Below are 25719 nucleotides of genomic sequence, written 5' to 3'. Positions count from 1 at the left end.
ACTAGTCCCGGTCGGCCTTGCGCATCTGGTGCTGCAGGACTTTGGACTGGAAAGCGCCCGCAACCTTGCTCTTCAGGTCCGTCGGCACGCGGACCATGCCTTCCTGGGCCACGGACGCCACGTGCAGGCCGTCGCGGTTGAAGATCTTGCCCGTGGCCAGCCCCCGGGCACCCTGGGCGCTGGGCGATTCCTGGACGTAGAGCAGCCACTCGTCAACCCGCACCGGCCGGTGCCACCACATGGCATGGTCCAGGCTGGCCACGCTCATCCCCGGGGTGATCCAGCTCAGCCCGTGCTTGCGCAGGATCGATTCCAGCAGGGTGTAGTCGCTGGCGTAGGCCAAGGCCGCCCGGTGCGTATTGGCATTGTCCGGCATACGGCTGAAGGTCTTCATCCAGACGGCATTGCTGGCTTCCTTCTTGCCGGTGGCCGCGACATAGAGGGCAGGGTCCACGTGGCGGATGTCGAACGGCCGTTCATAGGCCCAGTGCCGCGCCACGGGATGGTCGTATTTCCCCAGAAGGTCGGCGGTGCTGGGGAGGGACTCCGGATCCGGGATTCCGGCCGGCATCTCCGACTGGTGCTCGATGCCCTCGTCCCCGGCCTGGAAGGAGGCAATCATGGACAGGATCGGCTTTCCCTCCTGATACGCATGGACCCGGCGCGCCGAGAACGAGCGGCCGTCCCGCAGCCGCTGCACCCCGAACGTGATGGGCTTGTCTGCGTCGCCGGGCCGGAGGAAATATCCGTGCATGGAATGCACCGTCCGGTCGTCCTCCACGGTGCGCATTCCCGCGATGAGGGACTGGGCCAGCACCTGGCCGCCAAAGACCCGCTGGTGCGGCTGGCGCTGGGACGGGCCCATGAAAATATCCTCATCCGTGCGGGCACCTTCAAGTTCACCGAGGTCCAGCAGTTCGATCAGTGAAGTGGTGGGGTCATTGGTGGGTACTTCCTGCAATCCGGCGTCCGCTTCAGTCATGGTTTGACTCTAGACGTCGCCCCGGCAGCGCTCAACCGAGCCCAGCCGGTAGTGTTTTAGATGTGTCTGATCTCCTCACCCAGTCCTTCCGCTTCGCGGACCCACGCGATCTTGCCGATCTCCGCACCTACGCCACCCGCGCCAAGGCCGTCGACGACGGCGCCATCCGCCTCCAGGCCGCAGGTCCGGTACTGGCCGCGTACGTCTGCGTGCTCCGGCCCCGGATCCTGGGGGAGTCCACACCCACCATCCTCGGGCTCCGCACCATGGGCCTGGCGGAACCGTCCACCACGGATGTCACCGTGCCGCTGGCGGCCGTCCTCGACCGGCTCGCCCGGGCGGGGGAGAACGACGCCGAGCTGCCGGTCCCGCCGTCGACCGTCACGGAATCCTGGGCCGGCGTCGGAGCGCCGCGGGGAGGCTGGGAGCTGATCGGTGCCATTCCGGACTCCGAGCTGCGGGAGGCTGCGGAGGCGGGCATCGCAGAGGTCGCGGGGATCATGCCGGACAACCCCGGCGCCCTCATCGTCAACAACGCCCGCGCCGCGGTCTGGGGACGCGAACTCGAGGGGCGCTCCGGGCTACCGGCGGGCGCGGCGTTCGCCGCCCTCGCGCTCGGCTTCCTGGCCAGCGACGAACAGCGGCTCTACCGGGCCGGGCGCTGGTTCCGCCTCAGCGGCAGCCGCGGGCACGTCCTGGCCCGGACAGGTGCAGGCCTGCTCTAGCACGGACCCGCCAGCGAACCCTGGCGTGCCTAGGCCCCGGACGGGCTGTTGACCATGGAGAGCGCCGCCCGCTCCATGTAGTCCCACAGGGTGCCCTCGTACAGCGGCGGCAGCTCCAGCGAGTCCACGGCCGCGCGCATGTGGTGCAGCCAGCGGTCCTTCGCCTCCGGCGTCACCTTGAACGGCATGTGGCGCATGCGCAGCCGGGGATGGCCGCGTTCCTCGCCATAGGTGGTGGGACCGCCCCAATACTGTTCGAGGAACATCAGGAACCGCCGCTTGGCCGGTTCCAGGTCCTCTTCCGGATACATTGCCCGCAGCAGAGGGTCTGCAGCCACGCCGTCGTAGAACACGTCGATCAGCTTCACGAAGGTCTCGTGGCCGCCAACAGCGTCATAGAAGTTGTCGGTGTAGCCCGGCTGGCTGAACGGGTCGTTGCGCATCAGCTGCCGGGGCGCGTTGGGTTCCGAAGGAGTCGGGATGGTCATGGTTACTCTCCGGCTTTCTGCTGCGGTCCGTGCTGGGCATCGGCCTCAAGCGGCCCGGCGTCTGGCTCCTCTGCGGGGGCCACATAATTGCCCTGCGAGCGGTTTCCCACGCGAAGGATTTCGCCGTTCCGCAAGTACCAGATGGCCCCGTTGTCGTCCCGGACCCGGGTGATCCTCAGCCCGATCGACTCCACCACGCCAACCACTTCGCTGGTCTCGATGATGTCCCCGATGCCGTACTGGTCCTCGATAGTGATGAAGATGCCGGCCAGGAAGTCGCGGATGAGCTGCTGGGCACCGAAACCGATGGCGATACCGAGGATACCGACGCTGGTCAGCAGCGGCGCGACGTCGACGTCGAGGTTCTTCAGCACGTAGATGCTGGTGATGACGGCGAGGACCACGCCGATCACGCTGTTCAGCAGCGACCCGATGGTCCGGGCACGCTGGACACGGCGTTCATGGTCCAGGGCGCGCAGGGCGGGAGCGACCCACCGGAAGTGGGGCTTCTTGAACAGTGTCGTTCCGCTGGCGACCCGCTTGGTGATCCGGGAGATCACGTAGGTTGCCACCAGCCACAGGAGAATGCCCGCGCCGAGGCTGATCGCTATGCCGGCGACGTTGAACCCTGCGGGCTCAAGCGAGGCCGACGGCGTTGTAAACATGCTGTACATCTGTAGGGATGCTCCTTGTTGCTGTCCGGCGCCAGCCGGAATTTCCTGCCCGCGTATGCGCGGCGGGTTGGTCGCCGTTTCCTTTTAAGCGTAGCGGGGTTATTCCGGTGGCCGGCTCCCGGCCGCTGTGGTAACGGGAACGTGCAACACGGGGAAATTTACGCTGCGGGCGATGAAACACACCGCGTTGGCCTCCCGGTGCATCTCCTCGGCAAGCGCGACGTGTGCCGGGTCAGCCACCGTCACGTGGGGGCGGAGGGTCACCGTTTCGAACTGGCCGCTGCCGTCACGGTTGAGCCGCATCAGTCCGTTGGCGTGGTCCTCATAGGACAGAACGGCCACGCCGTGCCGCACGGCCACGTGCAGGAAGGACAGCATGTGGCACTGCGCCAGGGCCGTGAGCAGCAGCTGCTCCGGGTTGTACCGGGAACGGTCTCCGTGGAAGGTGGGGTCGGCCGAGCCTTTGAGGACCGGCAGCCCGGGAATCTCGACGTCGTGGTCCCGGGAGTAGTCCCGGTACGACGACGTGCCGCTCCCGCGGTTGCCGGTCCAGCGAACAGTCAGCGAATAATGGTGCTCGTCAAGGGCCATGCCGCCAGTTTAGACGCCGGCCGGCGCGCCGCCGGGGGCCCGCCGGCGTCAGCCGCCGTTCCTAGACGTCGGCCGCGCGTGCCCGCAGGGCCCGGGCAACGCCGTCGCGGTTTTCCAGCATCATGCGGCGCAGCGCCGCGCTCTCCTCCGGGAGGGACGCCAGGAACTCGTCCGTGCGGTCCACGGTGGACTGCGTGGTCAGCTGCGCCGGGTAAAGTCCGACGACGATCTGCTGCGCCAGCGCATTGGTCCGCTCCGCGACGATTCCGGGAACCGCCTCGAAGTACTTCTCCGAGTACGGCTCCAGCAGGCGGGTGTCCAGCACGCGCGTGAACCCGGCGACGGCCGACGCCTGAATGGCGTTGGACAGCTCGCCCTTGACCACGATCGACTCCCAGGCTGCGGCCTTCGCCTCGGGCGTGGGGATAGCCGCCTTCGCCAGAGCGGCCGCGTTCTGCCCGCTGGAGGTGTTGTCCCGTGCCAGTTCGGCGTCGATTTGCTCCTGGCCCAGCTGTCCGCCCACCACGAGGGAGGCCACAAGCTCCCAGCGCAGGTCCTGGTCCACCGCCAGCCCGGGCAGTGTGAGGGAGCCGTCCAGCAGCCCGGCCACGTTATCCAGCTGCTGCCCGCTGCGGGCCAGCAGGGCGTAGGACTTGACGAACTGCAGCTGCGCATCCGAGCCGCCCGGCACCCCTGAGGCGAGGTCCCACAGCCGGTCGGTCGCAGCCACGATGGTGGCTTCCCGGCGTTCCTCGGCAACGTAGAACGTCAGCGTGGTGGCCAGCTGCCGCAGCTGGACCAGGATCACCGAGGAGTCGCTTTCGGCGGCGATGTTGGAAAGGATCAGGTCCACGTAGCCACGGGCCGGGGTCTCGCCGTCGCGGGCGGCGTCCCAGGCCGAGCCCCACACGAGCGTGCGGGGCAGGCTCTCCCTGAAGTCCTTCAAATGCGCCGTGGCCGTGGCCAGCGACTTCTCATCCAGCCGGACCTTGGCGTAGGCGAGGTCGTCATCGTTGAGGAGGATGAGGTCCGGCTGACGCAGTCCGGCCAGCGCCGGCACGTCGGTGCGTTCCCCCTCGACGTCGAGCTCCTCGCGGTGGGTGCGCTCCAGCTTTCCCTCTGCGGTGACATCGTAGAACCCCACGGCAAGGCGGTGGGGGCGGAGAGTCGGCTGGTCGGCGACGGCCGACTGCCGGATGGCGAAGCCGGTGATCACGCCGTCCGCATCCACGGCCAGCTCGGGCTGAAGCGTGTTCACCCCGGCGGTCTCCAGCCAGAGGCGCCCCCACCGGTCCAGGTCGCGACCGCTGGCCTTCTCCAGCTCGATCATCAGATCGCCCAGCTCGGTGTTGCCCCACGCGTGCTTGGCGAAGTACTCACGGACGCCGGCCATGAACTGTTCCGGGCCCACCCACGCCACGAGTTGGCGCAGCACGGACGCACCCTTGGCGTAGGTGATGCCGTCGAAGTTGACCTCGACGTCCTGGAGATCGTTGATCTCCGCGAAGATGGGGTGTGTGGTGGGCAGCTGGTCCTGGCGGTAGGCCCAAGACTTTTCGACCGAGGCAAACGTGGTCCAGGCGCTCTGGAACTTCGTGTTCTCCACCGCGGCGAGGTGGGACATGTACTCGGCGAAGGACTCGTTGAGCCAGAGGTCGTTCCACCAGCGCATGGTCACCAGGTCCCCGAACCACATGTGCGCCAGTTCGTGCAGGACCGTGATGGCGCGGCGTTCCACCTGGGCTTCCGGGACCTTGCCCCGGAAGACGTAGCCTTCCAGGATGGTCACGGCGCCGGCGTTTTCCATCGCCCCGGCGTTGAATTCGGGGACGAACAGCTGGTCGTACTTTTCGAAGGGGTAGGGGCAGCCGAACTGAGCCTCGAAGAACTCGAACCCCTGGCGGGTGAGCTCGAAGATGTTGTCGGCGTCCAGGTACTGCATCAGGGACTTCCGGGCGAACACGCCGAGCGGAATGACGCGGCCGTCCGATCCCGTGACGTCGCTGCGAACGGACTGGTAGGGGCCCGCAATCAAGGCTGTGACGTAGGAGGAAAGCCGCGGAGTCGGCGCAAACTCCCATACGGAGCGGGCGCCGCCGTCAGCTCCGGGGGACGTTTCCGCGGGCGCCGGCGTGGGGGAGTTGGAGACGACGTCCCAGTGCGACGGGGCCGTCACGGTGAACTTGAACGTGGCCTTGAGGTCCGGCTGCTCGAAGACGGCAAACATGCGGCGGGAGTCCGGCACCTCGAACTGGGTGTACAGGTACACCTCGCCGTCCACCGGGTCAACGAAGCGGTGCAGTCCCTCGCCCGTGTTCATGTACGGCGTGTCCGCCACCACAGTGAGCTCGTTGTGCGCTGCCAGGTCCGGCAACTGGATGCGGATGCCGTCGGAGACCTCCGCGGGGTCCAATGGCCGCCCGTTGAGTGTCACGCTGTGCACCGACTCGGTCACGGCGTCGATGAAGCTGGAGGAGCCGGGCGCAGCGCTGAACTTTACGGTGGTGGTGGCGCCGAATACTTTCTCGCCCCTGGTCAGGTCCAGGCTTACTTCGTAGGAATCGACGGAGATCAGTTCGGCGCGTTCGCGGGCTTCGGCGCGCGTCAGGTTCATACCTGGCAAGATTGTGCCTCCAGAGAGTGGTGGGTATTACTGTGAAGCCATTCTTTCATTGGCCGGGTCTTTGGCAAGTTGCGCGGATCACGTTTCCGGTCCCTCCGGCGGCGCCGCCGGAGTAGCGTTAAGGCATGGGAAAGTTCCTCGATTCGGTGGACACTAAGGCGCTGCGCTTCGCAATCGGGTTTCCCGTACTGCTCGCTTCGGCGTTCGCCGTCAGCGCCATGCTGTTGCAGCCCGACCTGCCGGACCCCCTGGCGGTTCGCTGGGACGAGGCCGGCGGTGCCAGCTTTGCGCCCTTTGAAGCCTACGTGGGCGGCGGGGCTGCGCTGATCGTCGCCGCCGGCTGGCTGGTGCTGCTGCAGGCCGTGCCCCTTTCCCGGCCCACAGTGATGCGGCGCATCATGATGGGTGCCGGCCTCACATTGAGCCTGTTCGTGACGGCCGTGCTGGCAGCAGGCCTTGTGGGGCAGGCCGGGGTGGCCGACGCCCGGGACTCCCATGTGGACCTGATCGTGCTGGCCACCGGGAGCGGCGCCGCTCTCTCCCTGGGGGTCATCATGGGGTTCGTATTCAAAGCGGACCGGCAGTGGACACCCGAGGACGACCAGGCGCTGCAGCGTGCCCTGGAGCTGGAGCTTGACCCCGAGCTGGCCAGGGATTCGATCAGGATGTGGGTCCACGCCCGCAGCTCCGTCTTCGTCATGATCGGCATTGCCAGCCTGTTTCCGGCTTTGCTCATTTCGATCGCGGTTCCGTGGCTGGGAGCCCTGCTGGTTGCCGCGGCCATCGTCGGTGCGGCCTTTCTCTTTGCCCGTGTCACAGCGGACCGCAGCGGGCTGCGGGTTTTCGTCGCCGGGATACTGCGGGTGGTGGATGTGCCGGCCGAGGCCATCTCCGCTGCCGCTCCGGCGGACGTCCGCGCGGCTGACTATGGCGGCTGGGGCTACCGCAACCACGGTGAAACCGCAGCCGTGCTCGTGAGCAGCGGACCCGCCGTCGTCGTCCGGAAAACCGACGGCCACCGGCTTGCGGTGAGCGGCGGGAACCCCGACGCCGCAGCGCGCCTCGCCGAACTCCTCACCCGCGTTGCCGCGCGTGCCCGGGGCGAAGGCCGTTCGCCGTTGCAGGGAGAGGCTGACGCGTAACTGGCGAGTCATGACCTGGGTGCCACCTAGTACTCTGGGAGCTGTTGATTTTGACCTGAACAGCCCGGCTGCGCCCCGGCGCCCATGACTGAACGGAACCCACCGTGACCACAACTCCTGCATTTCCGCGCGTCCACATCGCCACCGACCACGCCGGGATGGAACTGAGCGCCCACCTGGTCAGCCACCTGGCGGCCAAGGGATACGACGTGGTGGACCACGGGCCCAAGGAATACGACGCACTGGATGACTACCCGTCCTTCTGCATCAACGCAGCACTCGCGGTCGTGGCGGACCAGCAGGCCGGCGTGCACGCCCTGGGTATCGTGCTCGGCGGCTCCGGGAACGGCGAGCAGATTGCCGCGAACAAGGTCAAGGGCGTCCGTGCGGCACTGGCCTGGAACCACTCCACGGCAACCCTGGCCCGGCAGCACAACGACGCCAACGTGGTGGCTGTGGGCGGCCGGCAGCACAGTGTTGACGAGGCCACCGCCCTCATCGAGGCGTTCCTGCAGGAGCCTTTCAGCAACGACGAACGCCACATCCGCCGGATCGGGAAAATTGCAACCTACGAAACCACCGGCGAGGTCGTCGAGTAGTGCCCGAGGGGCATTCCATCCACCGGCTGGCCCGGCAGTTCCGCGACGTCTTTGCCGGCCGGCGGCTGGCCGTCTCCAGTCCCCAGGGCCGCTTCGCCGCCGGCGCGGCCGTGCTGGACGGCCGCACGCTGGTGCGCTCGGCGGCGCACGGCAAGCATCTGTTCCTGCATTTTGAGCACGGGATCGTGCTGCACGTCCATCTGGGCCTGTACGGCGCCTGGGACTTCGGCGGCGACCGCGAGTTCCGTGGCGCGTCAAGCATCGGGGCTCCGCGCAGGGTGGGGGAGCGTGAGGTGCCGGCTGGCGCCGGGGCCGACGGCGCCGGGAACGACGGAGACACCGCAGGCTACGCCGGTCCGCCGGAACCGGTCGGCGCCGTGCGGGTGAGGCTGGCCAGCGATCATGGCTGGGCCGATTTACGCGGTGCCACGACCTGCGCGGCCATCACCGAAGCCGAAGCGGAGGCGGTCCTCCGGCGGCTCGGGCCCGATCCGCTGCATAACGTGAACGGCGGCCGCGACGCCTTCATCAAGCGGCTTACGGCGCGCAGTACCCCGCTCGCGACTCTGCTGATGGACCAAAAGGTGATCGCCGGCATCGGGAATGTCTACCGGGCCGAGGTGCTCTTCCGGCAGCGTATCGACCCGCTGCTTCCGGGCCGGTCGCTCACCGCCTCCGCTGCAGGGCGGGTCTGGGACGACACGGCGGCGGTCATGGCCGACGGTGTCCGCGACGGCCGGATCATCACCACGACGGCCGGCTACTGGAGCGAGCCCAATTCGCTGCCGCCCAGCGAGGAGGCCCACTTTGTCTACCGGCGGCACGGCCAACCGTGCCGGGTGTGCGGCACGGCGGTGGCGCTGGCCGAGCATGCTGCCCGCAAACTGTACTGGTGCCCCACCTGCCAGAGCACGGGCCAGGCCTAGGAAGGCCCGAGAGGCCGGAAACAGATGCCGGAAACAGGAAAGGGCCCCTCGTGAGAGGGGCCCTTCGCGGAGGGGACGACGGGAATCGAACCCGCGTAATCAGTTTGGAAGACTGAGGCTTTACCATTAAGCTACGTCCCCGGAAGAAGGCGGTGTTTTCGTTTTCACTGCGGCTCTTCGGGCTGGCTGTTCAAGCCGGATATAACTAAACCTAATTCATGCCCCCGGTGTCAAATGTGCAAAGCCGGCGGGTATGAACGTAGACTGTCCTGTGCATTACGGGGTGTAGCTCAGCTTGGCTAGAGCACCTGCTTTGGGAGCAGGAAGTCGCAGGTTCAAATCCTGTCACCCCGACTCTGCGGCCCGGGCCGATGGCCTGGGCCGAGAATCGCGTTTGCAAGAACCCCCATCCAACAAAACCAGGAGTACTTAGACCGTGAAGAGCGCTGTCGAGAACCTCACCCCCACGCGGGTCAAGCTCAATGTTGAGGTCCCCTTTGAGGAATTGAAGCCCAGCATCGACGAGGCATACAAGACTGTTGCTTCGCAGATCTCTGTCCCTGGCTTCCGTAAGGGCAAGGTCCCCTCCAAGCTGATCGATCAGCGCGTCGGCCGCGGCTACGTGCTGGAGACGGCCATCAACGAGGGCCTCAACGGCTGGTACCAGGCTGCCGTCCAGGAATCGGGCATCCACCCGCTGAGCCGTCCCGAGGTTGAGATCACCGAGGTTCCGGACCCCTCCGCAACCGACGGCGAGCTCAAGTTCCACGCCGAGGTCGACGTCCGTCCGGAGATCGAACTCCCGGACTACGCCGGAATCAAGGTTGAGGTCGCCGCTGCCGAGTCCTCCGAGGCCGACGTCGACAAGGCCCTCGACGAGCTGCGCGGCCGCTTCGGCACGCTGAAGTCTGTGGACCGCCCGGCGGCCGACGGCGACTTCCTCACCATCGACATCACGGCGACCATCGACGGCGCCGAGGTGGACTCCGCTTCCGGCCTGTCCTACCAGGTTGGTGCCGGGACCATGCTCGAAGGCATGGACGAGGCAGTCACCGGCCTCAGCGCCGACGAAGACGCCATCTTCGATACCACCCTCGTCGGCGGCGACCACGCCGGTGAAGCCGCCCAGGTCAAGGTCGTAGTCAAGTCCGTCAAGGAGCGTGAGCTTCCCGAAGCGAACGATGACTTCGCCCAGCTGGCATCCGAGTTCGACACCCTCGCCGAACTGCGCGAGGACCTCGCCAAGCAGGCCGCCGACTCCAAGATCGTGGAGCAGGGCGTTGAGGCCCGCGACAAGGTCCTGGACAAGCTCGTCGAACTCGTCGAGGTTCCGGTTCCGGACTCTGTCGTCGAAGAGCAGATCGAGCAGCACTTCAAGGCCGAGAACTCCCATGGTGAGGGTGAGCACGACACCGAGGAGCACCGCGCCGAGGTCAAGGCCAACACCGAGCGCGCCTTCCAGAACGAAATCATCCTCGACGCCATTGCTGAGAAGGAAGAAGTGGGCGTCAGCCAGAACGAGCTGATCGACTACATCGTCACCACCGCCAGCCAGTACGGCATGGACCCGAACCAGTTCGCCCAGATCATCGATCAGAGCGGCCAGGTCCCGATGATGGTTTCCGAGGTCCGCCGCCGCAAGGCTCTGGCAGTCGTTCTCGGCCAGGCCGAGGTCACGGACTCCGAGGGCAACAAGGTTGACCTGAGCGATTTCGTTCGCCCCGCAGGCCAGGATGAGGCCCAGGCCGCCGAAGGCGAAGCTTCCGAAGAAGCAGCCGAGGTCGCCCCCAGCGACGATCCCGCAGCCGCGAAGTTCTAACAGCTGCGAAGTTCCAGCATGACAGCAGCCCCCGGATCCGATGATCCGGGGGCTGCTTCGTTTAACTCCGCCGTGCCGCCGGAGGGGCCGCGGCACCCGGCGCCGGCGATCGTGCGCCGTCAGCGAACAGCGCGATTTCGGCGAACAAAACCGCTGCGAAAGCGGTTAGTGTCCAAGTAGTGAAGTTCAGTGATGTCACCGTCACCAGCGAGAGGTAAGTACACATGTCACAGCAAGCAGGGGCGCCCCGCATGGCAACTGTCGATCCGGCAGCCCAGGACAACTACATCTACAACCGACTGCTGAAAGAGCGCATCATCTGGCTTGGCTCCGAGGTCCGCGATGAAAACGCGAATGCCATCTGCTCTCAGCTGCTGCTCCTGTCCGCCGAGGACCCGAGCAAGGACATTTACCTCTACATCAACTCTCCCGGCGGCTCCGTGACGGCCGGCATGGCGATCTACGACACCATGCAGTTCATCCCCAACGACGTCGTCACCGTCGCCACCGGACTTGCCGCTTCCATGGGCCAGTTCCTGCTGTCTTCCGGGACCAAGGGGAAGCGGTACGCCACCCCGAACGCCCGCATCCTGATGCACCAGCCCTCGGGCGGCATCGGCGGCACGGCCTCCGACATCAAGATCCAGGCTGAGCTCATCCTGCACATGAAGAAGGTCATGGCTGAGCTGACAGCCGAGCAGACCGGCCAGACGGTGGACACGATCCTGAAGGACAACGACCGCGACAAGTGGTTCACAGCAACCGAAGCACTCGAATACGGCTTCTTCGATAAGATCTCCGCGCACGCCGGCTCGGTAGCCGGCGGCGGCGGAACGGCCCAGAACTAAACCGGCACGCAGAGCGAACTGAATCCAGGAGTAAAGAACATGAACTACAATTTCGGCTCGACTGCCGGCAACCTGCCGACCAGCCGCTATGTGCTGCCCCAGTTCGAAGAGCGCACGCCGTACGGCTTCAAGCGCCAGGATCCGTACACCAAGCTGTTCGAGGACCGGATCATCTTCCTCGGTGTCCAGGTTGATGACGCTTCAGCCGACGATGTGATGGCACAGCTGCTGGTGCTGGAGTCCACGGACCCGGACCGCGACATCACCCTCTACATCAACTCCCCGGGCGGTTCCTTCACCGCCATGACCGCGATCTACGACACCATGACGTACATCCGCCCGGAAATCCAGACCGTCTGCCTTGGCCAGGCGGCCAGCGCCGCAGCCGTGCTGCTTGCGGCGGGAACGCCCGGAAAGCGTCTGGCCCTGCCGAACGCCCGCGTGCTGATCCACCAGCCCTCGCTGTCCGGCGGCCAGGGCGGCCAGGCCTCCGACCTGGAGATCCAGGCGGCCGAGGTCATGCGGATGCGCTCCTGGCTGGAAGACACCCTGGCCAAGCATTCCGGCCGGACCCCGGAGCAGGTCAACAATGACATCGAGCGGGACAAGATCCTCACCGCCGCCGAGGCCCAGAGCTACGGCCTGATCGACCAGGTGCTGGATTCGCGCAAGATCAAGCCGCAGGCGATTGCCAGATAGCAGCGGCTCACCCGGACGCCGGTGCGGTTCAGATTTTTGGACCGCACCGGCGTCTGGTTTCCACCTCTCGGGCAGAATGTGACCTAGAGTGGATGTAATCACGGCCAGTCTGCGAGAAGATGGCCGGGATGCAAACAACCGGTGCAGGGCTGCACTCGCAGCAAGATACTAAGGGGTTCACATATGGCTCGGATTGGCGAGAGCACGGATCTGCTCAAGTGCTCTTTCTGCGGAAAGAGCCAGAAGCAGGTGCGGAAGCTCATTGCCGGGCCCGGCGTCTATATCTGCGACGAGTGCATTGAACTCTGCAACGAGATCATTGAAGAAGAACTCGCCGAAGTAGCCGATCTGGGCAGTTTTGAACTTCCCAAACCCCGTGAAATCTTTGACTTCCTGCAGGAATATGTCATCGGCCAGGAACCTGCCAAACGGTCCCTCGCCGTCGCGGTCTACAACCACTACAAGCGGATCCAGGCTGGCCACGCCCCCAAGAGCGGAAGCCTCGCGGACGGTGTTCACCATGACGACGTCGAGATCGCCAAGTCCAACATCCTCCTGATCGGCCCCACCGGCTGCGGCAAGACCTACCTGGCACAGACCCTCGCCCGCCGGCTCAATGTCCCCTTCGCGGTCGCCGACGCGACGGCCCTGACCGAAGCCGGCTACGTCGGCGAGGACGTCGAAAACATTCTGCTGAAGCTCATCCAGGCAGCCGACTACGACGTCAAGAAGGCCGAACAGGGCATCATCTACATCGACGAGATCGACAAGATCTCGCGCAAGAGCGAGAACCCCTCCATCACCCGCGACGTCTCGGGTGAGGGCGTGCAGCAGGCGCTGCTGAAGATCCTCGAGGGCACGGTGGCCTCCGTTCCGCCGCAGGGCGGCCGCAAGCACCCGCACCAGGAATTCATCCAGATCGACACCACCAACGTGCTGTTCATCGTGGCCGGCGCGTTTGCCGGTCTCGAGGAAATCATCGGGTCCAGGTCCGGGCGCAAGGGCATCGGGTTCGGCGCGCCGCTGAACGAGGTCAAGAACAACACCGACTCGTACGGCGAGGTGATGCCGGAGGATTTGCTGAAATTCGGCCTCATCCCCGAATTCATCGGACGCCTCCCGGTGATCACCACCGTCTCGAACCTGGACCGGCCGGCGCTGATCCAGATCCTCTCCACCCCCAAGAACGCGCTGGTGAAGCAGTACCAGAAAATGTTCCAGCTGGACGGCGTCGAGCTGGTGTTCGACGACGCCGCCCTGGACTTGATCGCGGACCAGGCGCTCGAGCGCGGTACCGGTGCCCGCGGGCTCCGCGCCATCATGGAGGAAGTCCTCCTGCCCGTGATGTTCGATCTTCCCAGCCGCGACGACATCGCCAGCGTGGTCATCACGGCGGACGTCGTGGCCAAGAAAGCGCAGCCCACCATGATCGCGCACGACGTCGTGGCCAAACGGCGGAATAAATCCGCTTAGTTCCCGGCTGTGCTTAACGGCGTGCCTGTGGTGCGCCGTCCCCGCTGACCTCCACGTGATGCGTTCGCGCGCGCCGATGCGAGATCACTGCTGCCCGCCACGAACAGTGAAGGAATTCACCTATGACTGAGACTCTCTCCAACAAGGCAGACTTCTGGTTCGATCCCCTGTGCCCGTTCGCCTGGATCACCTCGCGCTGGATCGGCGAGGTGGAAGGTGTCCGCGACATCACCACCGACTGGCACGTGATGAGCCTGTCCGTGCTCAACGAAGGCCGTGAGCTGGACCCCAAGTACCGTGAAGCCATGGACAAGGCGTGGGGCCCGGTCCGCGTGATTATCGCCGCCCAGGAAGTGCACGGCGACCAGGTGGTCAAGCCGCTCTACGACGCCATGGGCTCGCAGATCCACGACGGCGGACAGAAGGACTTTTCGATCGTCATCAGCAAGGCCCTCGCTGATTGTGGACTTCCTGCCGAACTGGCGCAGGCCGCGGAGTCCGACGCTGTTGACCCCCAGCTCCGTGCCAGTCACGAACAGGGGATTTCGCTGGTGGGCCAGGACGTCGGGACCCCGGTGGTTGCCTTCAACGGAACCGCCTTCTTTGGCCCCGTGCTCACTCGCATTCCGCGGGGCGAGGAAGCCGGCCGTTTGTGGGATGCCACTGTCACGCTGGCGTCCTACCCGCATTTCTTTGAGATCAAGCGCAGCCGGACGGAAAGCCCCGCGTTCAACTAGCAGTCCAAGCCGTATTCGGCGCCAGGGAGCCCTGGGAGAACTACACGAGAGTAGTTCTCCCAGGGCTCTTGCGCATCCAAAACCAGGGGACCAGAATAGTTCTTACCCACTTCGAAAGAAGAGGGACGCAAGAACCAAAGATTCAGTGACATGCATCTAACGCAGCCTTCGGCAAAGTTAGAAGCAGGCTACCAGTGACAAGGTAGGAAGACCTGAAATTTCTAAGGATCTTGCCAGACTGTCAAAGATGTCACCAGACAGCCGAAAAGTCGAAGCCCCACCAACCGCAAAAAGCTGATGGGGCTTCCCCTTTGCCCAAAAACAGAAGCCCCACCAGCGCTGGACGCTGATGGGGCTTTACTGCTGTCCGGATGCTGATCAGGCCGGCGCGTTCTCCTCGGCCGGAACCAGCACCACGTCGCTGACGGTCAGTTCGCCGTCGCCGGTTTCCAGACCGATGTCCTGGGCGTTCGCCGCAGCCTTCAGGTCATTGAGGCCGGCCCGGAGCTGGGCCACGAGCGGGCCGGTGGCCGTAATCGTCGCCGTGAGCACCTCGGTGCGCTGCTTGACCTTGGCCTCGGACTTGGCCTTGCGGATGCCGCTCAGGGCAATGCCCACGGTGCCCAGCATGGCGGTGTCGCCGTCGGCGATCTCCAACGCAGCCGGCCACGCGGCCCGGTGCACGGACCCCGTGCGCCACCAGCTCCATACTTCCTCCGTGGCGAAGGGCAGGAACGGGGCGAAGAGGCGGAGCAGGGAATCCAGCGCGGTGGCCAGGGCGGCCAGCACGGAGGCCTGCTCGGTTTCGCCAGCGGCACCGTAGGCACGGTCCTTGATGAGCTCCACATAATCGTCCGTGAACTGCCAGAAGAAGCTCTCGGTGATCTGCAGCGCACGGGCGTAGTCGTAGTTCTCGAACGCCTTGGTGGACTGCGCCACCACGTCCGAAAGCTGAGCCAGGAGCGCACGGTCCAGGGGGTTGGTCAGTACTGACAGGTCGGTGGAGACCACGGAGTTCTCTGTGGCTCCGAGGTTCAGCACGAACTTGGACGCGTTCAGGAGCTTGATGGCCAGGCGCCGGCCAATCTTCATCTGCGCGATCTCGTAGGCCGTATCGGCGCCCAGCTTGGCGGAGGCCGCCCAGTACCGTACGGCGTCGGAGCCGTACTCGTTCAGGACATCGGTCGGCACCACAACGTTGCCCTTGGACTTGGACATCTTCTTGCGGTCAGGGTCCAGGATCCAGCCGGAAATGGCGGCGTGCTTCCACGGGGCGCAGTCCTGCAGCGCGTCCGCACGCACTGCGGAGGAGAACAGCCACGTCCGGATGATGTCGTGGCCCTGCGGGCGGAGATCGAACGGATAGACCTTGCCGAACAGCTCCTCGTCCCGGCTCCAGCCGCCCACGATCTGCGGGGTCAGGGAGGACGTGGCCCACGTGTCCAGCACGTCGGCGTCGCCCGTGAAGCCGTTGGGCTGGTCGCGCTGGGCCTCGTCGAAGCCGGGCGCCGCGTCCGCGGCCGGGTCCACCGGCAACTGCTCGTCCGAGGGCAGGATGGGCGCGTCATAGTCAGGGTTGCCCTGGGCATCCAGCGGGTACCAGACCGGGATCGGAACGCCGAAGAACCGCTGGCGGGACACGAGCCAGTCACCGTTCAATCCAGCGATCCAGTTCTCGAACCGGGAGCGCATGAAGGCCGGGTGGAACTCGATCTCGTGGCCGCGGGCAATCAGGCGCCCGCGGCGGTCCTCGTCGCGGCCGCCGTTGCGGATGTACCACTGGCGGGAGGTGACAACCTCGAGAGGCTTGTCGCCCTTTTCAAAAAAGTTCACCGGGTGGGTGATCTTCTTGGGCTCGCCATCCATCAGGCCGGCCTCGGTGAGCAGCTCCACCACGGCCTCCTTCGCGGAGAAGACGGTCTTTCCGGCGATGGCTGCGTACGCCTCGCGGCCGGCGTCGGTGGTGATCCAGTCCGGCGTGTCGGCGAGGATGCGGCCGTCGCGGCCCACGATGGCACGCGTGGGAAGCTGGAGTTCCCGCCACCAGGTGACGTCCGTCAGGTCGCCGAAGGTGCAGACCATGGCAACACCCGAGCCCTTGTCCGCCTTGGCGAGGGGGTGGGCCTTGACTTCCAGTTCGACGTCGAAGAGCGGGGACTTCACGGTCTTGCCGAACAGCGGCTGGTAGCGCTCGTCGTCGGGGTTGGCCACGAGCGCGGCGCAGGCGGCGAGCAGTTCGGGACGCGTGGTCTCGATGAAGATCTTCTCGCCGTCGGCGGTGAAGAACGGGTACCGGTAGTACGCGCCCGGCACTTCGCGGTCCTCGAGCTCGGCCTGGGCGACGGCGGTGCGGAACGTCACGTCCCACAGGGTGGGGGCTTCGGCCATGTAGGCGTCGCCGGCCGCCAGGTTCGCGAGGAAGGCACGCTGGGACACCGCGCGGGAGGTGTCATCGATGGTGCGGTAGGTGAGGTCCCAGTCGACGGACAGGCCGAGCGTCTGGAACAGGTTCTCGAAGACCTTCTCGTCCTCGACGGCGAGCTCCTCGCACAGGTCGATGAAGTTCTGCCGGGAAACGACGTCGAAATCGCGCTGGTTCTTCGCGGGCTGCGCCGGCGGCCGGTAATCCGCGTTGTAGGGGATGGCCGGATCGCAGCGGACGCCATAGTAGTTCTGGACGCGGCGCTCCGTGGGCAGGCCGTTGTCATCCCAGCCCATCGGGTAGAAGACGTTCTTGCCGGTCATGCGCATGAAACGGGCCTGGACGTCCGTCTGCGTGAAGGAGAACATGTGGCCCACGTGCAGGGAACCCGATGCAGTCGGCGGGGGAGTGTCGATCGAGTAGACCTGCTCCCGGGTGGTGTCCGGGTTGAACTTGTAAGTCCCTTCCTCGAGCCAGCGCTGCGTCAGGGCAGCTTCGAGCCCTTCGAGGGCGGGCTTGTCCGGAACGTTGATAGGGGCGGTGGTGGGCGTGTCTGTACCCTGATTTGCTTCAGCCATGGAGCAATTGTTTCATGGCCGCTGCCGGGTTCTTGCAGCGGCGGTGTCCGTGACACCTGCAGTAGCATGCCCGGTATGGAGAACGCGCACGGCCGTTTCGTGATCAAGCGGATCTATGATGAACCCGCGGACGACGACGGCTGCCGGGTTTTGGTGGACAGGCTGTGGCCGCGCAGGGTCAGCAAGGAGCGCGCCGGCCTGGAGCTGTGGCTCAAGGAGATCGCGCCGTCGCCGCCCCTCAGGCAGGAATTCGGCCACATGAAGGAGCGTTTCGATGACTTCCGCGGGCAGTATGAAGCGGAGCTGGAACAGAACCCGGCCGTGGGGCAGTTGCTGGAACTCGCGGCGCGGCAGGGCAAGGTGACCCTGCTGTACGGTGCCAAGGATCCGGAAGTGAACCATGCCCGGGTGCTGCTGGAGTTCCTGCAGTCGCGGCACGGCTAAGACGTTTGCCGAATGCCGTTAGGGTGGTGCCATGACTGAGGCATCGAGCAACAAAGCAGCTGTAGTTACCGGTGCGAGCACCGGCATTGGTGAAGCGACCGTCCGCGCGCTGAGGGCCGAGGGATGGACGGTCTACGCCGTTGCCCGGCGCCAGGAGCGGCTGGACGCCCTGGCGGCAGAGACGGGTGCAGTCGCCATTCCTGCCGACATCGCCGAGGACGCGGACGTCGCCAGGCTCCTGGCCGACGTCACCGCCGGCGGCGGGATCGACACCCTGGTCAACATCGCCGGCGGCGCCCGCGGGGCAGATCCCGTGGGACAGGCGCAGACGGATGACTGGGAGTGGATGTACCGGGTCAACGTCCTTGGCACCATGAAACTTACCCGCGCATTCCTGCCCATGCTGCGGGAGCACGGCGAGGGAACCGTCCTGAACCTGACCTCCACGGCCGGGCTCGTGGCCTACGAGGGCGGCGCCGGCTACAACGCGGCCAAGTTCGCCCAGCACGCCGTGACCAACGCCCTGCGGCTGGAGGAGGCCGAAAACAACGTCCGCGTGATTGAAGTGGCGCCGGGGCTGGTGCGCACCGAGGAATTCGCGCTTATGCGGCTGGGTGATGAACAGGCGGCGCAGAAGGTCTACGAGGGCGTGGAAAAGCCGCTGACAGCAGAGGACGTGGCGGATGTGGTGCGCTACGCCGTCTGCGCCCCGCACCATGTGAACCTGGACCAGATCGTGATCCGGCCCGTCGCGCAGGCCGCCAACCACAAGATCATCCGCAAGCGGGCCTGACGGACCGCCGCTGGACCTAGTTACCTGCCGGGATCGCCAGGGTGGCCAGGATCGCGGCATGGTCGGTTCCCGGGACCCGGTGCACCGCATAGCCGGAGCTCGCGATCTGCGGGCTCGTGACGAGATGGTCGATGGCAATGCCCGGCAGGGGCACGCCTTCCATCGGCCAGGTGGGGGTCAGCCGCCGGCCGGACGCGGTCCCCACGTCCACCAACTTCGGGCCCGGGCCGCCGTCGAGCACCGCCCGGAACTCGGAGTGGTCGTAGGTGGCGTTGAAGTCGCCAATCAGCAGGCGGTTGGCAGGCCGTGCACCCGATCCGTCCAGTGCACCCGAACCATTCTGTGCAGCTGATCCGCCCTGGGCTACGGGACCGTCCGGCGCGGCCAGGCGTCCCAGCGCCGCGAGGTCGCTGCGCCACTGCGCGACGCGGACGTCCACCGGGGGCAGCGCATGCACGTTCGTGACCTCCAGGACGGTGGTGCGGCCGGCCTCATTAACCGTGAGGCGGACCGTCGGCATCTGGAAGGGCGTATCCGGCAGCAGTCCGACGGGCTCCATCGGGTGGGCCGCATAGATTGCGCTGCCGGCGCCGTTGTCAGTGGGGCTGCTGATCCTGTGCGGCAGCCGGCTTCCCAGGCCCTCCGCGGCCAGCCGGTCCTCAAAGTCCTGCGTGTGTTCCTGCACCGCGAGCAGTTCCACGCCGTTTTCCCGGACCAGCCGGACGATCTCCGCGGCATCCGCTTCACCGAACTGTGAATTGATGTTCATGGCCGTGAGCCCGGTGCTGGAACTGGAGGCATCGGCAATGCTGCGGCCGGCGTCCAGCGGAAAGAGCCAGAACAGCTGGGCGGCCAACAGGATCGCGGCCACAGCAGTGACCCACGCGCGGCGGCCGGCCAGCGCCAGGCCCAGTGCCAGGACGGCCGGGACCACCAGCCATGGGGTGAAGGACAGCAGCTGGACCACCGGCGTCGGCCACTGGGCCGGAACGGCGCGAAAGATCGACAGGGAAACCACCGGCACCAGGACCGCGACCGCCAGCACGCGCCACGCGAAGGCGGCGCCGTGTGACGGTGCGGCCGGTTGCGGGCGGGCGGGGCCCTGTCGGGCCGGTCCGGGGGCTGAGGCGGTCATGCCATCGAGTCTAGGCAGGATCGGGTGGCGGCAGGAATCGGCGCAGGAGGACCGTTCTGTCGGCCCTGACCGGTTAGGGAGTCCGCGAGCACAGCCGCTAGACTTGTGGCAACAGCTTTGACCCGGCCATCACCGGCGAGCTTCCGGAAGAACGCCCGGCGCGCCTTCGGCGTGCAGGGCCAGTAGAACCGGACGGGTAAGCCCGTCACAGCAGTAATGAGCGGCCGGAGCCGGAGCAGCCCCCCGGGGCGGTTCCAGTCCCGGTAAGTGAGGTGGTACCGCGGTACCGGTGCGTTGAACGGCGAAAGCCGGCCAGCAGTGCACGGGCCGTCCTCGCATCCTGAATGATCCACTTGTTCACCAGCTCAACCCAGGATGTCGAGATGACCTATTACCCCAAGGCCTCTGCCGCAGCGCCGGGCGCCAACACCTCCGGCGTATCCACCTCCGTGAAGTTTCCGGAGATTGAGGAGCGGATCCTCAAGTACTGGGACGAGGACGGCACCTTCCAGGCGAGCATTGACCAGCGCAGCGCGGACCTGCCCGGCGGCGCCCCAGGCAGCAACGAGTTCGTCTTCTACGACGGCCCTCCCTTCGCCAACGGCCTGCCGCACTACGGACACCTGCTGACCGGCTACGCCAAGGACCTGGTGGGCCGCTACCAGACCCAGCGCGGCAAGCGCGTTGAGCGCCGCTTCGGCTGGGACACCCATGGGCTGCCTGCCGAGCTGGAAGCCATGAAGCAGCTGGGCATGACGGACAAGACCCAGATCGAGGCCATGGGCATCGACAAGTTCAACGACGCCTGCCGGGCATCGGTCATGAAGTACGCCAACGAATGGCGGGCATACGTCACCCGCCAGGCCCGCTGGGTGGACTTCGACAACGACTACAAGACGCTCAACGTCGAGTACATGGAGTCGGTGCTGTGGGCCTTCAAGCAGCTGCACGAGAAGGGCCTGACGTACAACGGCTACCGCGTGCTGCCCTACTGCTGGAAGGACGAGACGCCGCTGTCCAACCACGAGCTGCGCATGGACGACGACGTTTACAAGAACCGCCAGGACCAGACCGTCACGGTGACGTTCCCCATCACGGCGGGGAAGTCGGAACTCTCCCGGCAGCTGGCCGGCGTGCAGGCGCTCGCCTGGACCACCACCCCTTGGACCCTGCCCACCAACCTGGCGCTCGCCGTCGGGCCTGACATCACCTACGCGGTGCTGCCCGCCGGGCCGAACGGCGTCAAGGCCGCCTCTGCGGACGCACCCGTTACGGGCAGCTTCCTGCTCGCCGCAGACCTGCTGGGCACCTACGCGAAGGACCTGGGGTACGGTGATGGTGCCGCTGGCGCTGCTGCCGCGGCCGCCGCCGTCACGTCCACACATACCGGCGCCGAGCTTGCAGGACTCCGCTACGAGCCGCTGTGGCACGACTTCAGCGACACCGAGAAGTTCGGCACCGAGAACGCCTGGCAGTTCCTCGTGGCCGACTATGTCACCACCACCGACGGAACGGGCATCGTCCACCAGGCACCCGCCTACGGTGAGGACGACCAGAAGGTCTGCGAGGAAGCCGGCATCCCAGTCATCCTGTCCGTGGACGAAGGCGCCAAGTTCCTGCACCTGTTCGCCCACGGCGACCTGCACGACATCGTCGGCCTGCAGGTGTTCGAGGCCAACAAGCCCATCACGCAGGTGCTGCGCGCCCAGGGGCGCATGGTCCGCCAGGCCAGCTACGAGCACAGCTACCCGCACTGCTGGCGCTGCCGCAACCCGCTGATCTACCGCGCCGTCTCCTCCTGGTACGTTGAGGTCACCAAGTTCCGGGACCGCATGTCCGAGCTGAACCAGGAGATCAACTGGATCCCCGGGAACGTCAAGGACGGCCAGTTCGGCAAGTGGCTCGCCAACGCCCGCGACTGGTCCATCAGCCGCAACCGCTACTGGGGCAGCCCCATCCCTGTCTGGCAGTCCACGGACCCCGAGTACCCGCGGACCGACGTCTACGGCTCGCTTGCCGAGATCGAGGCCGACTTCGGCCGCCTGCCGCTGAACAACGACGGCCAGATCGACCTGCACCGGCCCTTCATCGACGAACTGACCCGCCCCAACCCGGACGACCCCCGCACTCCGGAAGAGGGCCAGTCCGTCATGCGCCGCGTGGAGGACGTGCTGGACGTCTGGTTCGACTCCGGCTCCATGCCCTACGGCCAGGTCCACTACCCGTTCCAGAACGAAGCGTGGTTCGACACCCACAACCCGGCGGACTTCATCGTGGAGTACATCGGGCAGACCCGCGGCTGGTTCTACATGCTGCACATCCTGTCCACGGCGCTGTTCGACCGGCCGGCCTTCCGCAACGTGATCAGCCACGGCATCGTGCTGGGTTCGGACGGGCAGAAGATGTCCAAGAGCCTGCGCAACTACCCGGACGTTTCCGAGGTCCTGGACCGCGACGGCTCCGACGCCATGCGCTGGTTCCTGATGTCCAGCCCCATCCTGCGCGGCGGCAACCTTGTGGTCACCGAGCAGGGCATCCGCGACGGCGTGCGCCAGGTCATCCTGCCGCTGTGGAACGTGTACAGCTTCTTCACGCTGTACACGAACGCCGCAAACGGCGGACAGGGTTACGATGCGAAGCTGCGCTACGACGGCTACGCGGACACGCTGGACCAGTACCTCATGGCCAACACCGGGGACCTGGTCCGCAACATGACCGCCCAGCTGGACAGCTACGACATCTCCGGCGCCTGCGACGAACTGCGCAGCTACCTGGATATGCTCACCAACTGGTACGTGCGCCGCAGCCGCCAGCGCTTCTTCGACGAGAACGCTGAGGCCTTCGACGCGCTCTACACCGCGCTCGAGACCGTCTCCCGCGTGGCGGCGTCGCTGCTGCCGCTGGTGTCCGAGGAGATCTGGCGCGGCCTGACGGGCGGACGCTCCGTGCACCTGGCCGACTGGCCAGAGGCTGACCTGTTCCCGGCCAACCCTGCGCTCGTGCAGGCGATGGACCGCGTGCAGCAGATCTGTTCTACCGGGTCGTCCCTACGCAAGGCAGCGAACCTGCGCGTGCGCCTGCCGCTGCAGGAACTCACTGTCGTGGCACCCGGCGCGGATGCGCTGGAAGGGTTCGCCGCCGTCGTCGCCGATGAACTCAACCTGCGCTCCGTGCGCCTCCTGGACGCCGCCAGCGCCTCCCCGGAGGAGTTCGGCATCGAACAGAAACTCGTGGTCAACGCCCGCGCCGCGGGCCCGCGGCTGGGCAAGAACGTCCAGCTCGCCATCAAGGGCTCCAAGTCCGGTGACTGGTCAGTTTCTGACGCCGGAGTGGTGACCGCCGGCGGGCTCGAGCTGGAGCCGCAGGAATACACACTCGAGACCGTGGTGGCCGAGTCCGAGGGCGGTTCAGCAACGGCGTCTTCTGCTGCCGCAGTACTGCCCACCGGCGGTTTTGTGGTCCTGAACACCGAGGTGACGCCCGAGCTCGAGGCCGAAGGACTGGCGCGGGACATGGTCCGCTCCATCCAGCAGGCACGCAAGGACGCCGGACTCAACGTGAGCGACCGGATCCGGACCACGATCTCCGCGCCTCTGAACCTTGTCGACGCCCTCAAGGCACACGAAAACCTCGTGGTGACCGAAACGCTCACGGTGGAACTGGGCTTGCACTCCAACGGGGATGACACAGAGCTGCAGATCGCCGTCGAAAAAGTAGAGGCCTGAAACATATGACTGACGAATTTTCCGTGGAGAGCGTCTACGCCGAGCTGCTGGGCCGGGCGCCGGAAAACAAGATGGAACCCCGCCTCGCGCCGCTGTTCCGCGCCATGGATGTGCTGGGGGAGCCGAACAAGGCCTTCCCGATCATCCACATCACCGGCACCAACGGAAAAACCTCCACGGCCCGGATGATCGAGGCCGGCCTGCGCGCCCACGGCCTCAGCACCGGCCGCTACACCAGCCCGCACCTGTCCAAGGTCACGGAACGGATCAGCCTGGACGGGGCCCCGGTGTCCGACGAGACGTTCGTGCGCATCTGGGACGAGATCCGGCCCTACCTGCAGATCGTGGACGACGAACTCACTGCCGAGGGCCAGCCGCGGCTCACGTACTTCGAATGCCTGACCATCCTTGCCTTCGCCGTCTTCGCCGACCAGCCGGTGAACGTGGCGATCATGGAGGTGGGGCTCGGCGGCATCACCGATGCCACCAATGTGGGCGACGGCCAGGTGTCCGTGGTGACCCCCATTTCGCTGGACCACACGGACCTGCTGGGCGACACCACGGAGGACATCGCCCGTGAGAAGGCCGGCATCATCAAGCCCGGCGGCTTCCTCATCAGCGCGGCCCAGCCGGTGGACGCCGCACAGGTGCTGCTGGAGAAAGCCCGCGAAGTCCAGGTGCCTTTTAAGTTCGAAGGCGTGGAATTCGGCGTCGAATCCCGTCAGGTGGCCGTGGGCGGACAGGTAGTGACCGTCCAGGGCATCGCCGGGCGCTACCAGGACCTCATGGTTCCGCTGCACGGATCGCACCAGGCCGAGAACGCGGCCGTCGCCGTGGCCGCCCTGGAAGCATTCCTTGGGGGCGGCGAAAAGGAGCTGTCCGCCGAGGTGCTGCAGGAGGCCTTCGCCACGGTTACCTCGCCGGGCCGCCTCGAGGTGCTCCGCACCGCGCCCACCATCATCGTGGACGCTGCGCACAACCCGGAGGGCATCCGCGTTTCGGCCGAAGCCATCGAGGAAGCCTTCAGCTTCAGCAAGATCGTCGTGGTGGTCGGTGTCCTCAAGGAAAAGGACGCCGAGGAGATTCTCCGCCAGCTCAAGGAGTCCCTCGGCGGCCTTGCCGAGGAATTCTGCTTCACCCAGTCGAACTCGCCGCGGGCGGTCCCCGCCGCGGAACTGGCGGAGCTCGCCGTCGACCTCGGTTTTGGCGAGGAGAACATCCACATCGCCGAGAAACTGGACGACGCCCTCGAGTGGGCCGTGGAACGGGCGGAGGCCAACGAGGACCTGGCCGGCGGCGTGCTGGTGACGGGTTCCATCACGCTGGTGGCGGATGCCCGCATCCTGCTTGGAAAAACGGAGGCCTGACCCGTGGCGAAGCTGACGAAAGCCCAGCGGGAATGGCGGCCGGGCATGCCGAAGAAGCGCCGGTCCACCAAGGTGATGTTCGCGTCCACCGTGCTGCTGCTGGAAGGCTTCGTGGCCTTCTTCGCCACGCTGGCCGTGTTCGGACTGCGCCGCAGCGAGCTGTCCCCGGTGCTGATTCTGTCCGTGGGCATCGGGCTGAGCGTGGTTTTGGTGCTGGCCTGCGCCGTCCTGTCCAAACCGTGGGGCGTCGGCCTCGGCTGGCTGCTGCAGCTGGTGCTCATCCTCGCCGGTTTCGTGGAGCCGATGATGTTCCTCGTGGGCGCGTTGTTTGCCCTGGCCTGGTGGTACGGGATCCGGACCGGCATCCGGCTCGACAGGGAAGCCGCGCAAAGGGCCCGGGAACAGGCGGAATGGGAGGCCGCGCATTCGGACGGAGCCCACGATGAAGGCGCCGGCCAGAACCCGTAGACTTACCCGGAAACCCACAACCAACCGCATTGGAGCAGCTGTGAGCATTGAGCGCACTCTCGTCCTGATCAAGCCCGACGGCGTCACCCGGAACCTGACCGGCGAAATCCTTGGCCGCATCGAGGCGAAGGGCTACACCCTGGCCGAGCTCAAGAAGGTCAACGCCACCCGGGAGCTGCTCGAGCAGCACTACGAAGAGCACGCGGGCAAGCCCTTCTACGAGCCGCTGGTCGATTTCATGCTCAGCGGCCCCGTGGTCGCCGCGATCTTCGAAGGCCACCGCGTCATCGAGGGTTTCCGCTCGCTGGCCGGCACCACCGACCCCACGACCGCGGCTCCGGGCACCATCCGCGGTGACTTTGGCCGCGACTGGGGCGTGAAGGTCCAGCAGAACCTGGTCCACGGCTCGGATTCCGTCGACTCGGCTGAGCGCGAGATCAAGATCTGGTTCCAGCCCTAGC

General features: G+C 66.1%; 22 protein-coding genes and 2 tRNA genes. 16 read left to right on the top strand and 8 right to left on the bottom strand.

The window, feature by feature from the left end:
- Nucleotide 1: 1 nt before the first annotated feature.
- On the bottom strand, nt 2-982 hold the full coding sequence (locus tag JYA52_RS15555; protein WP_205654055.1) for an acyl-CoA thioesterase: 981 nt from the start codon (nt 980-982) through the stop codon (nt 2-4).
- A 62-nt stretch (nt 983-1044) separates the two neighbouring features.
- Between JYA52_RS15555 and JYA52_RS15550 the strand changes: the two genes are divergently transcribed.
- Complete coding sequence (locus tag JYA52_RS15550) at nt 1045-1707, top strand: DUF8185 domain-containing protein (RefSeq protein ID WP_205654054.1); 663 nt, start codon at nt 1045-1047, stop codon at nt 1705-1707.
- Nucleotides 1708-1736: 29 nt separating this feature from the next.
- Here the strand turns inward: JYA52_RS15550 and JYA52_RS15545 are convergent, their stop codons facing one another.
- The 4 genes from JYA52_RS15545 to pepN form a co-directional block, all read right to left on the bottom strand.
- Nucleotides 1737-2195: a globin gene (locus JYA52_RS15545; protein WP_276208588.1), complete on the bottom strand. Its 459-nt coding sequence runs from the start codon at nt 2193-2195 to the stop codon at nt 1737-1739.
- Nucleotides 2196-2197: 2 nt separating this feature from the next.
- Nucleotides 2198-2869 carry a mechanosensitive ion channel family protein gene (locus JYA52_RS15540; RefSeq protein ID WP_205654053.1) on the bottom strand — a complete coding sequence of 224 codons (672 nt, stop codon included), beginning with the start codon at nt 2867-2869 and terminating at the stop codon, nt 2198-2200.
- Between the two features lie 99 nt (nt 2870-2968).
- Complete coding sequence (locus JYA52_RS15535) at nt 2969-3460, bottom strand: OsmC family protein (RefSeq protein ID WP_205654052.1); 492 nt, start codon at nt 3458-3460, stop codon at nt 2969-2971.
- Nucleotides 3461-3521: 61 nt separating this feature from the next.
- Complete coding sequence (gene pepN / locus JYA52_RS15530; protein ID WP_205654051.1) at nt 3522-6074, bottom strand: aminopeptidase N; 2553 nt, start codon at nt 6072-6074, stop codon at nt 3522-3524.
- 134 nt (nt 6075-6208) lie between these two features.
- Here pepN and JYA52_RS15525 point away from each other — a divergent pair, with 134 nt between their 5' ends.
- The 3 genes from JYA52_RS15525 to JYA52_RS15515 all read left to right on the top strand — a co-directional run bounded on the left by JYA52_RS15525 (nt 6209) and on the right by JYA52_RS15515 (nt 8750).
- Nucleotides 6209-7225 (top strand): hypothetical protein, encoded by a 1017-nt coding sequence (locus tag JYA52_RS15525; protein ID WP_205654050.1) that lies wholly within the window; start codon nt 6209-6211, stop codon nt 7223-7225.
- A gap of 104 nt (nt 7226-7329) precedes the next feature.
- Nucleotides 7330-7824: a ribose-5-phosphate isomerase gene (locus tag JYA52_RS15520; protein WP_205654049.1), complete on the top strand. Its 495-nt coding sequence runs from the start codon at nt 7330-7332 to the stop codon at nt 7822-7824.
- Nucleotides 7824-8750, top strand: a complete 927-nt coding sequence (locus tag JYA52_RS15515) for an Fpg/Nei family DNA glycosylase (protein ID WP_205654048.1) — start codon at nt 7824-7826, stop codon at nt 8748-8750. The genes JYA52_RS15520 and JYA52_RS15515 overlap by 1 nt, the downstream gene beginning before the upstream one ends.
- A gap of 70 nt (nt 8751-8820) precedes the next feature.
- Here the strand turns inward: JYA52_RS15515 and JYA52_RS15510 are convergent.
- Nucleotides 8821-8891: transfer RNA gene (locus tag JYA52_RS15510), tRNA-Gly, on the bottom strand.
- Between the two features lie 138 nt (nt 8892-9029).
- On the opposite strand from JYA52_RS15510, the gene JYA52_RS15505 reads away from it, so the two are divergent.
- The 6 genes from JYA52_RS15505 (at nt 9030) to JYA52_RS15480 (ending at nt 14326) form a co-directional block, all read left to right on the top strand.
- Nucleotides 9030-9104 (top strand) — tRNA-Pro (locus JYA52_RS15505).
- 82 nt (nt 9105-9186) lie between these two features.
- A complete protein-coding gene (gene tig / locus JYA52_RS15500) occupies nt 9187-10569 on the top strand; it encodes a trigger factor (protein ID WP_205654047.1) in 1383 nt (460 codons plus the stop codon).
- Nucleotides 10570-10820: 251 nt separating this feature from the next.
- The gene (locus tag JYA52_RS15495) at nt 10821-11417 is read left to right on the top strand and encodes an ATP-dependent Clp protease proteolytic subunit (RefSeq protein WP_205654111.1); all 597 of its coding nucleotides are present in this window, start codon (nt 10821-10823) and stop codon (nt 11415-11417) included.
- A 39-nt stretch (nt 11418-11456) separates the two neighbouring features.
- Nucleotides 11457-12116 (top strand): ATP-dependent Clp protease proteolytic subunit, encoded by a 660-nt coding sequence (locus JYA52_RS15490; RefSeq protein ID WP_205654046.1) that lies wholly within the window; start codon nt 11457-11459, stop codon nt 12114-12116.
- 183 nt (nt 12117-12299) lie between these two features.
- A complete protein-coding gene (gene clpX, locus JYA52_RS15485) occupies nt 12300-13589 on the top strand; it encodes an ATP-dependent Clp protease ATP-binding subunit ClpX (protein ID WP_205654045.1) in 1290 nt (429 codons plus the stop codon).
- Between the two features lie 122 nt (nt 13590-13711).
- On the top strand, nt 13712-14326 hold the full coding sequence (locus JYA52_RS15480) for a mycothiol-dependent nitroreductase Rv2466c family protein (RefSeq protein ID WP_205654044.1): 615 nt from the start codon (nt 13712-13714) through the stop codon (nt 14324-14326).
- 378 nt (nt 14327-14704) lie between these two features.
- Here the strand turns inward: JYA52_RS15480 and valS are convergent, their stop codons facing one another.
- Entirely contained in the window at nt 14705-17326 is a 2622-nt protein-coding gene (gene valS / locus JYA52_RS15475; RefSeq protein ID WP_205654043.1) for a valine--tRNA ligase, read from the bottom strand.
- Nucleotides 17327-17401: 75 nt separating this feature from the next.
- On the opposite strand from valS, the gene JYA52_RS15470 reads away from it, so the two are divergent.
- Nucleotides 17402-17770 carry a DUF488 domain-containing protein gene (locus tag JYA52_RS15470; protein WP_372433871.1) on the top strand — a complete coding sequence of 123 codons (369 nt, stop codon included), beginning with the start codon at nt 17402-17404 and terminating at the stop codon, nt 17768-17770.
- Nucleotides 17771-17801: 31 nt separating this feature from the next.
- Nucleotides 17802-18563: an SDR family oxidoreductase gene (locus JYA52_RS15465; RefSeq protein WP_205654041.1), complete on the top strand. Its 762-nt coding sequence runs from the start codon at nt 17802-17804 to the stop codon at nt 18561-18563.
- Nucleotides 18564-18579: 16 nt separating this feature from the next.
- On the opposite strand, the gene JYA52_RS15460 is transcribed toward JYA52_RS15465, so the two are convergent.
- Entirely contained in the window at nt 18580-19698 is a 1119-nt protein-coding gene (locus JYA52_RS15460) for an endonuclease/exonuclease/phosphatase family protein (RefSeq protein ID WP_240460375.1), read from the bottom strand.
- 383 nt (nt 19699-20081) lie between these two features.
- Here JYA52_RS15460 and ileS point away from each other — a divergent pair, with 383 nt between their 5' ends.
- Genes ileS through ndk form a run of 4 tightly spaced genes read left to right on the top strand, consistent with a single transcriptional unit; the run spans nt 20082 to nt 25718 of the window.
- Nucleotides 20082-23423: an isoleucine--tRNA ligase gene (gene ileS / locus JYA52_RS15455; RefSeq protein WP_205654040.1), complete on the top strand. Its 3342-nt coding sequence runs from the start codon at nt 20082-20084 to the stop codon at nt 23421-23423.
- Nucleotides 23424-23428: 5 nt separating this feature from the next.
- A complete protein-coding gene (locus JYA52_RS15450; RefSeq protein WP_205654039.1) occupies nt 23429-24790 on the top strand; it encodes a bifunctional folylpolyglutamate synthase/dihydrofolate synthase in 1362 nt (453 codons plus the stop codon).
- A gap of 3 nt (nt 24791-24793) precedes the next feature.
- Nucleotides 24794-25258, top strand: a complete 465-nt coding sequence (locus tag JYA52_RS15445; RefSeq protein WP_205654038.1) for a DUF4233 domain-containing protein — start codon at nt 24794-24796, stop codon at nt 25256-25258.
- Between the two features lie 40 nt (nt 25259-25298).
- On the top strand, nt 25299-25718 hold the full coding sequence (ndk, locus tag JYA52_RS15440) for a nucleoside-diphosphate kinase (RefSeq protein WP_205654037.1): 420 nt from the start codon (nt 25299-25301) through the stop codon (nt 25716-25718).
- Nucleotide 25719: the final 1 nt, after the last annotated feature.

Source organism: Arthrobacter pascens (genome assembly GCF_017052465.1).
In the GTDB taxonomy this organism is placed as follows: domain Bacteria; phylum Actinomycetota; class Actinomycetes; order Actinomycetales; family Micrococcaceae; genus Arthrobacter; species Arthrobacter pascens.
Note: the sequence above shows the minus strand (reverse complement) of the source record. Positions and strands in the feature narration are given on the sequence as shown.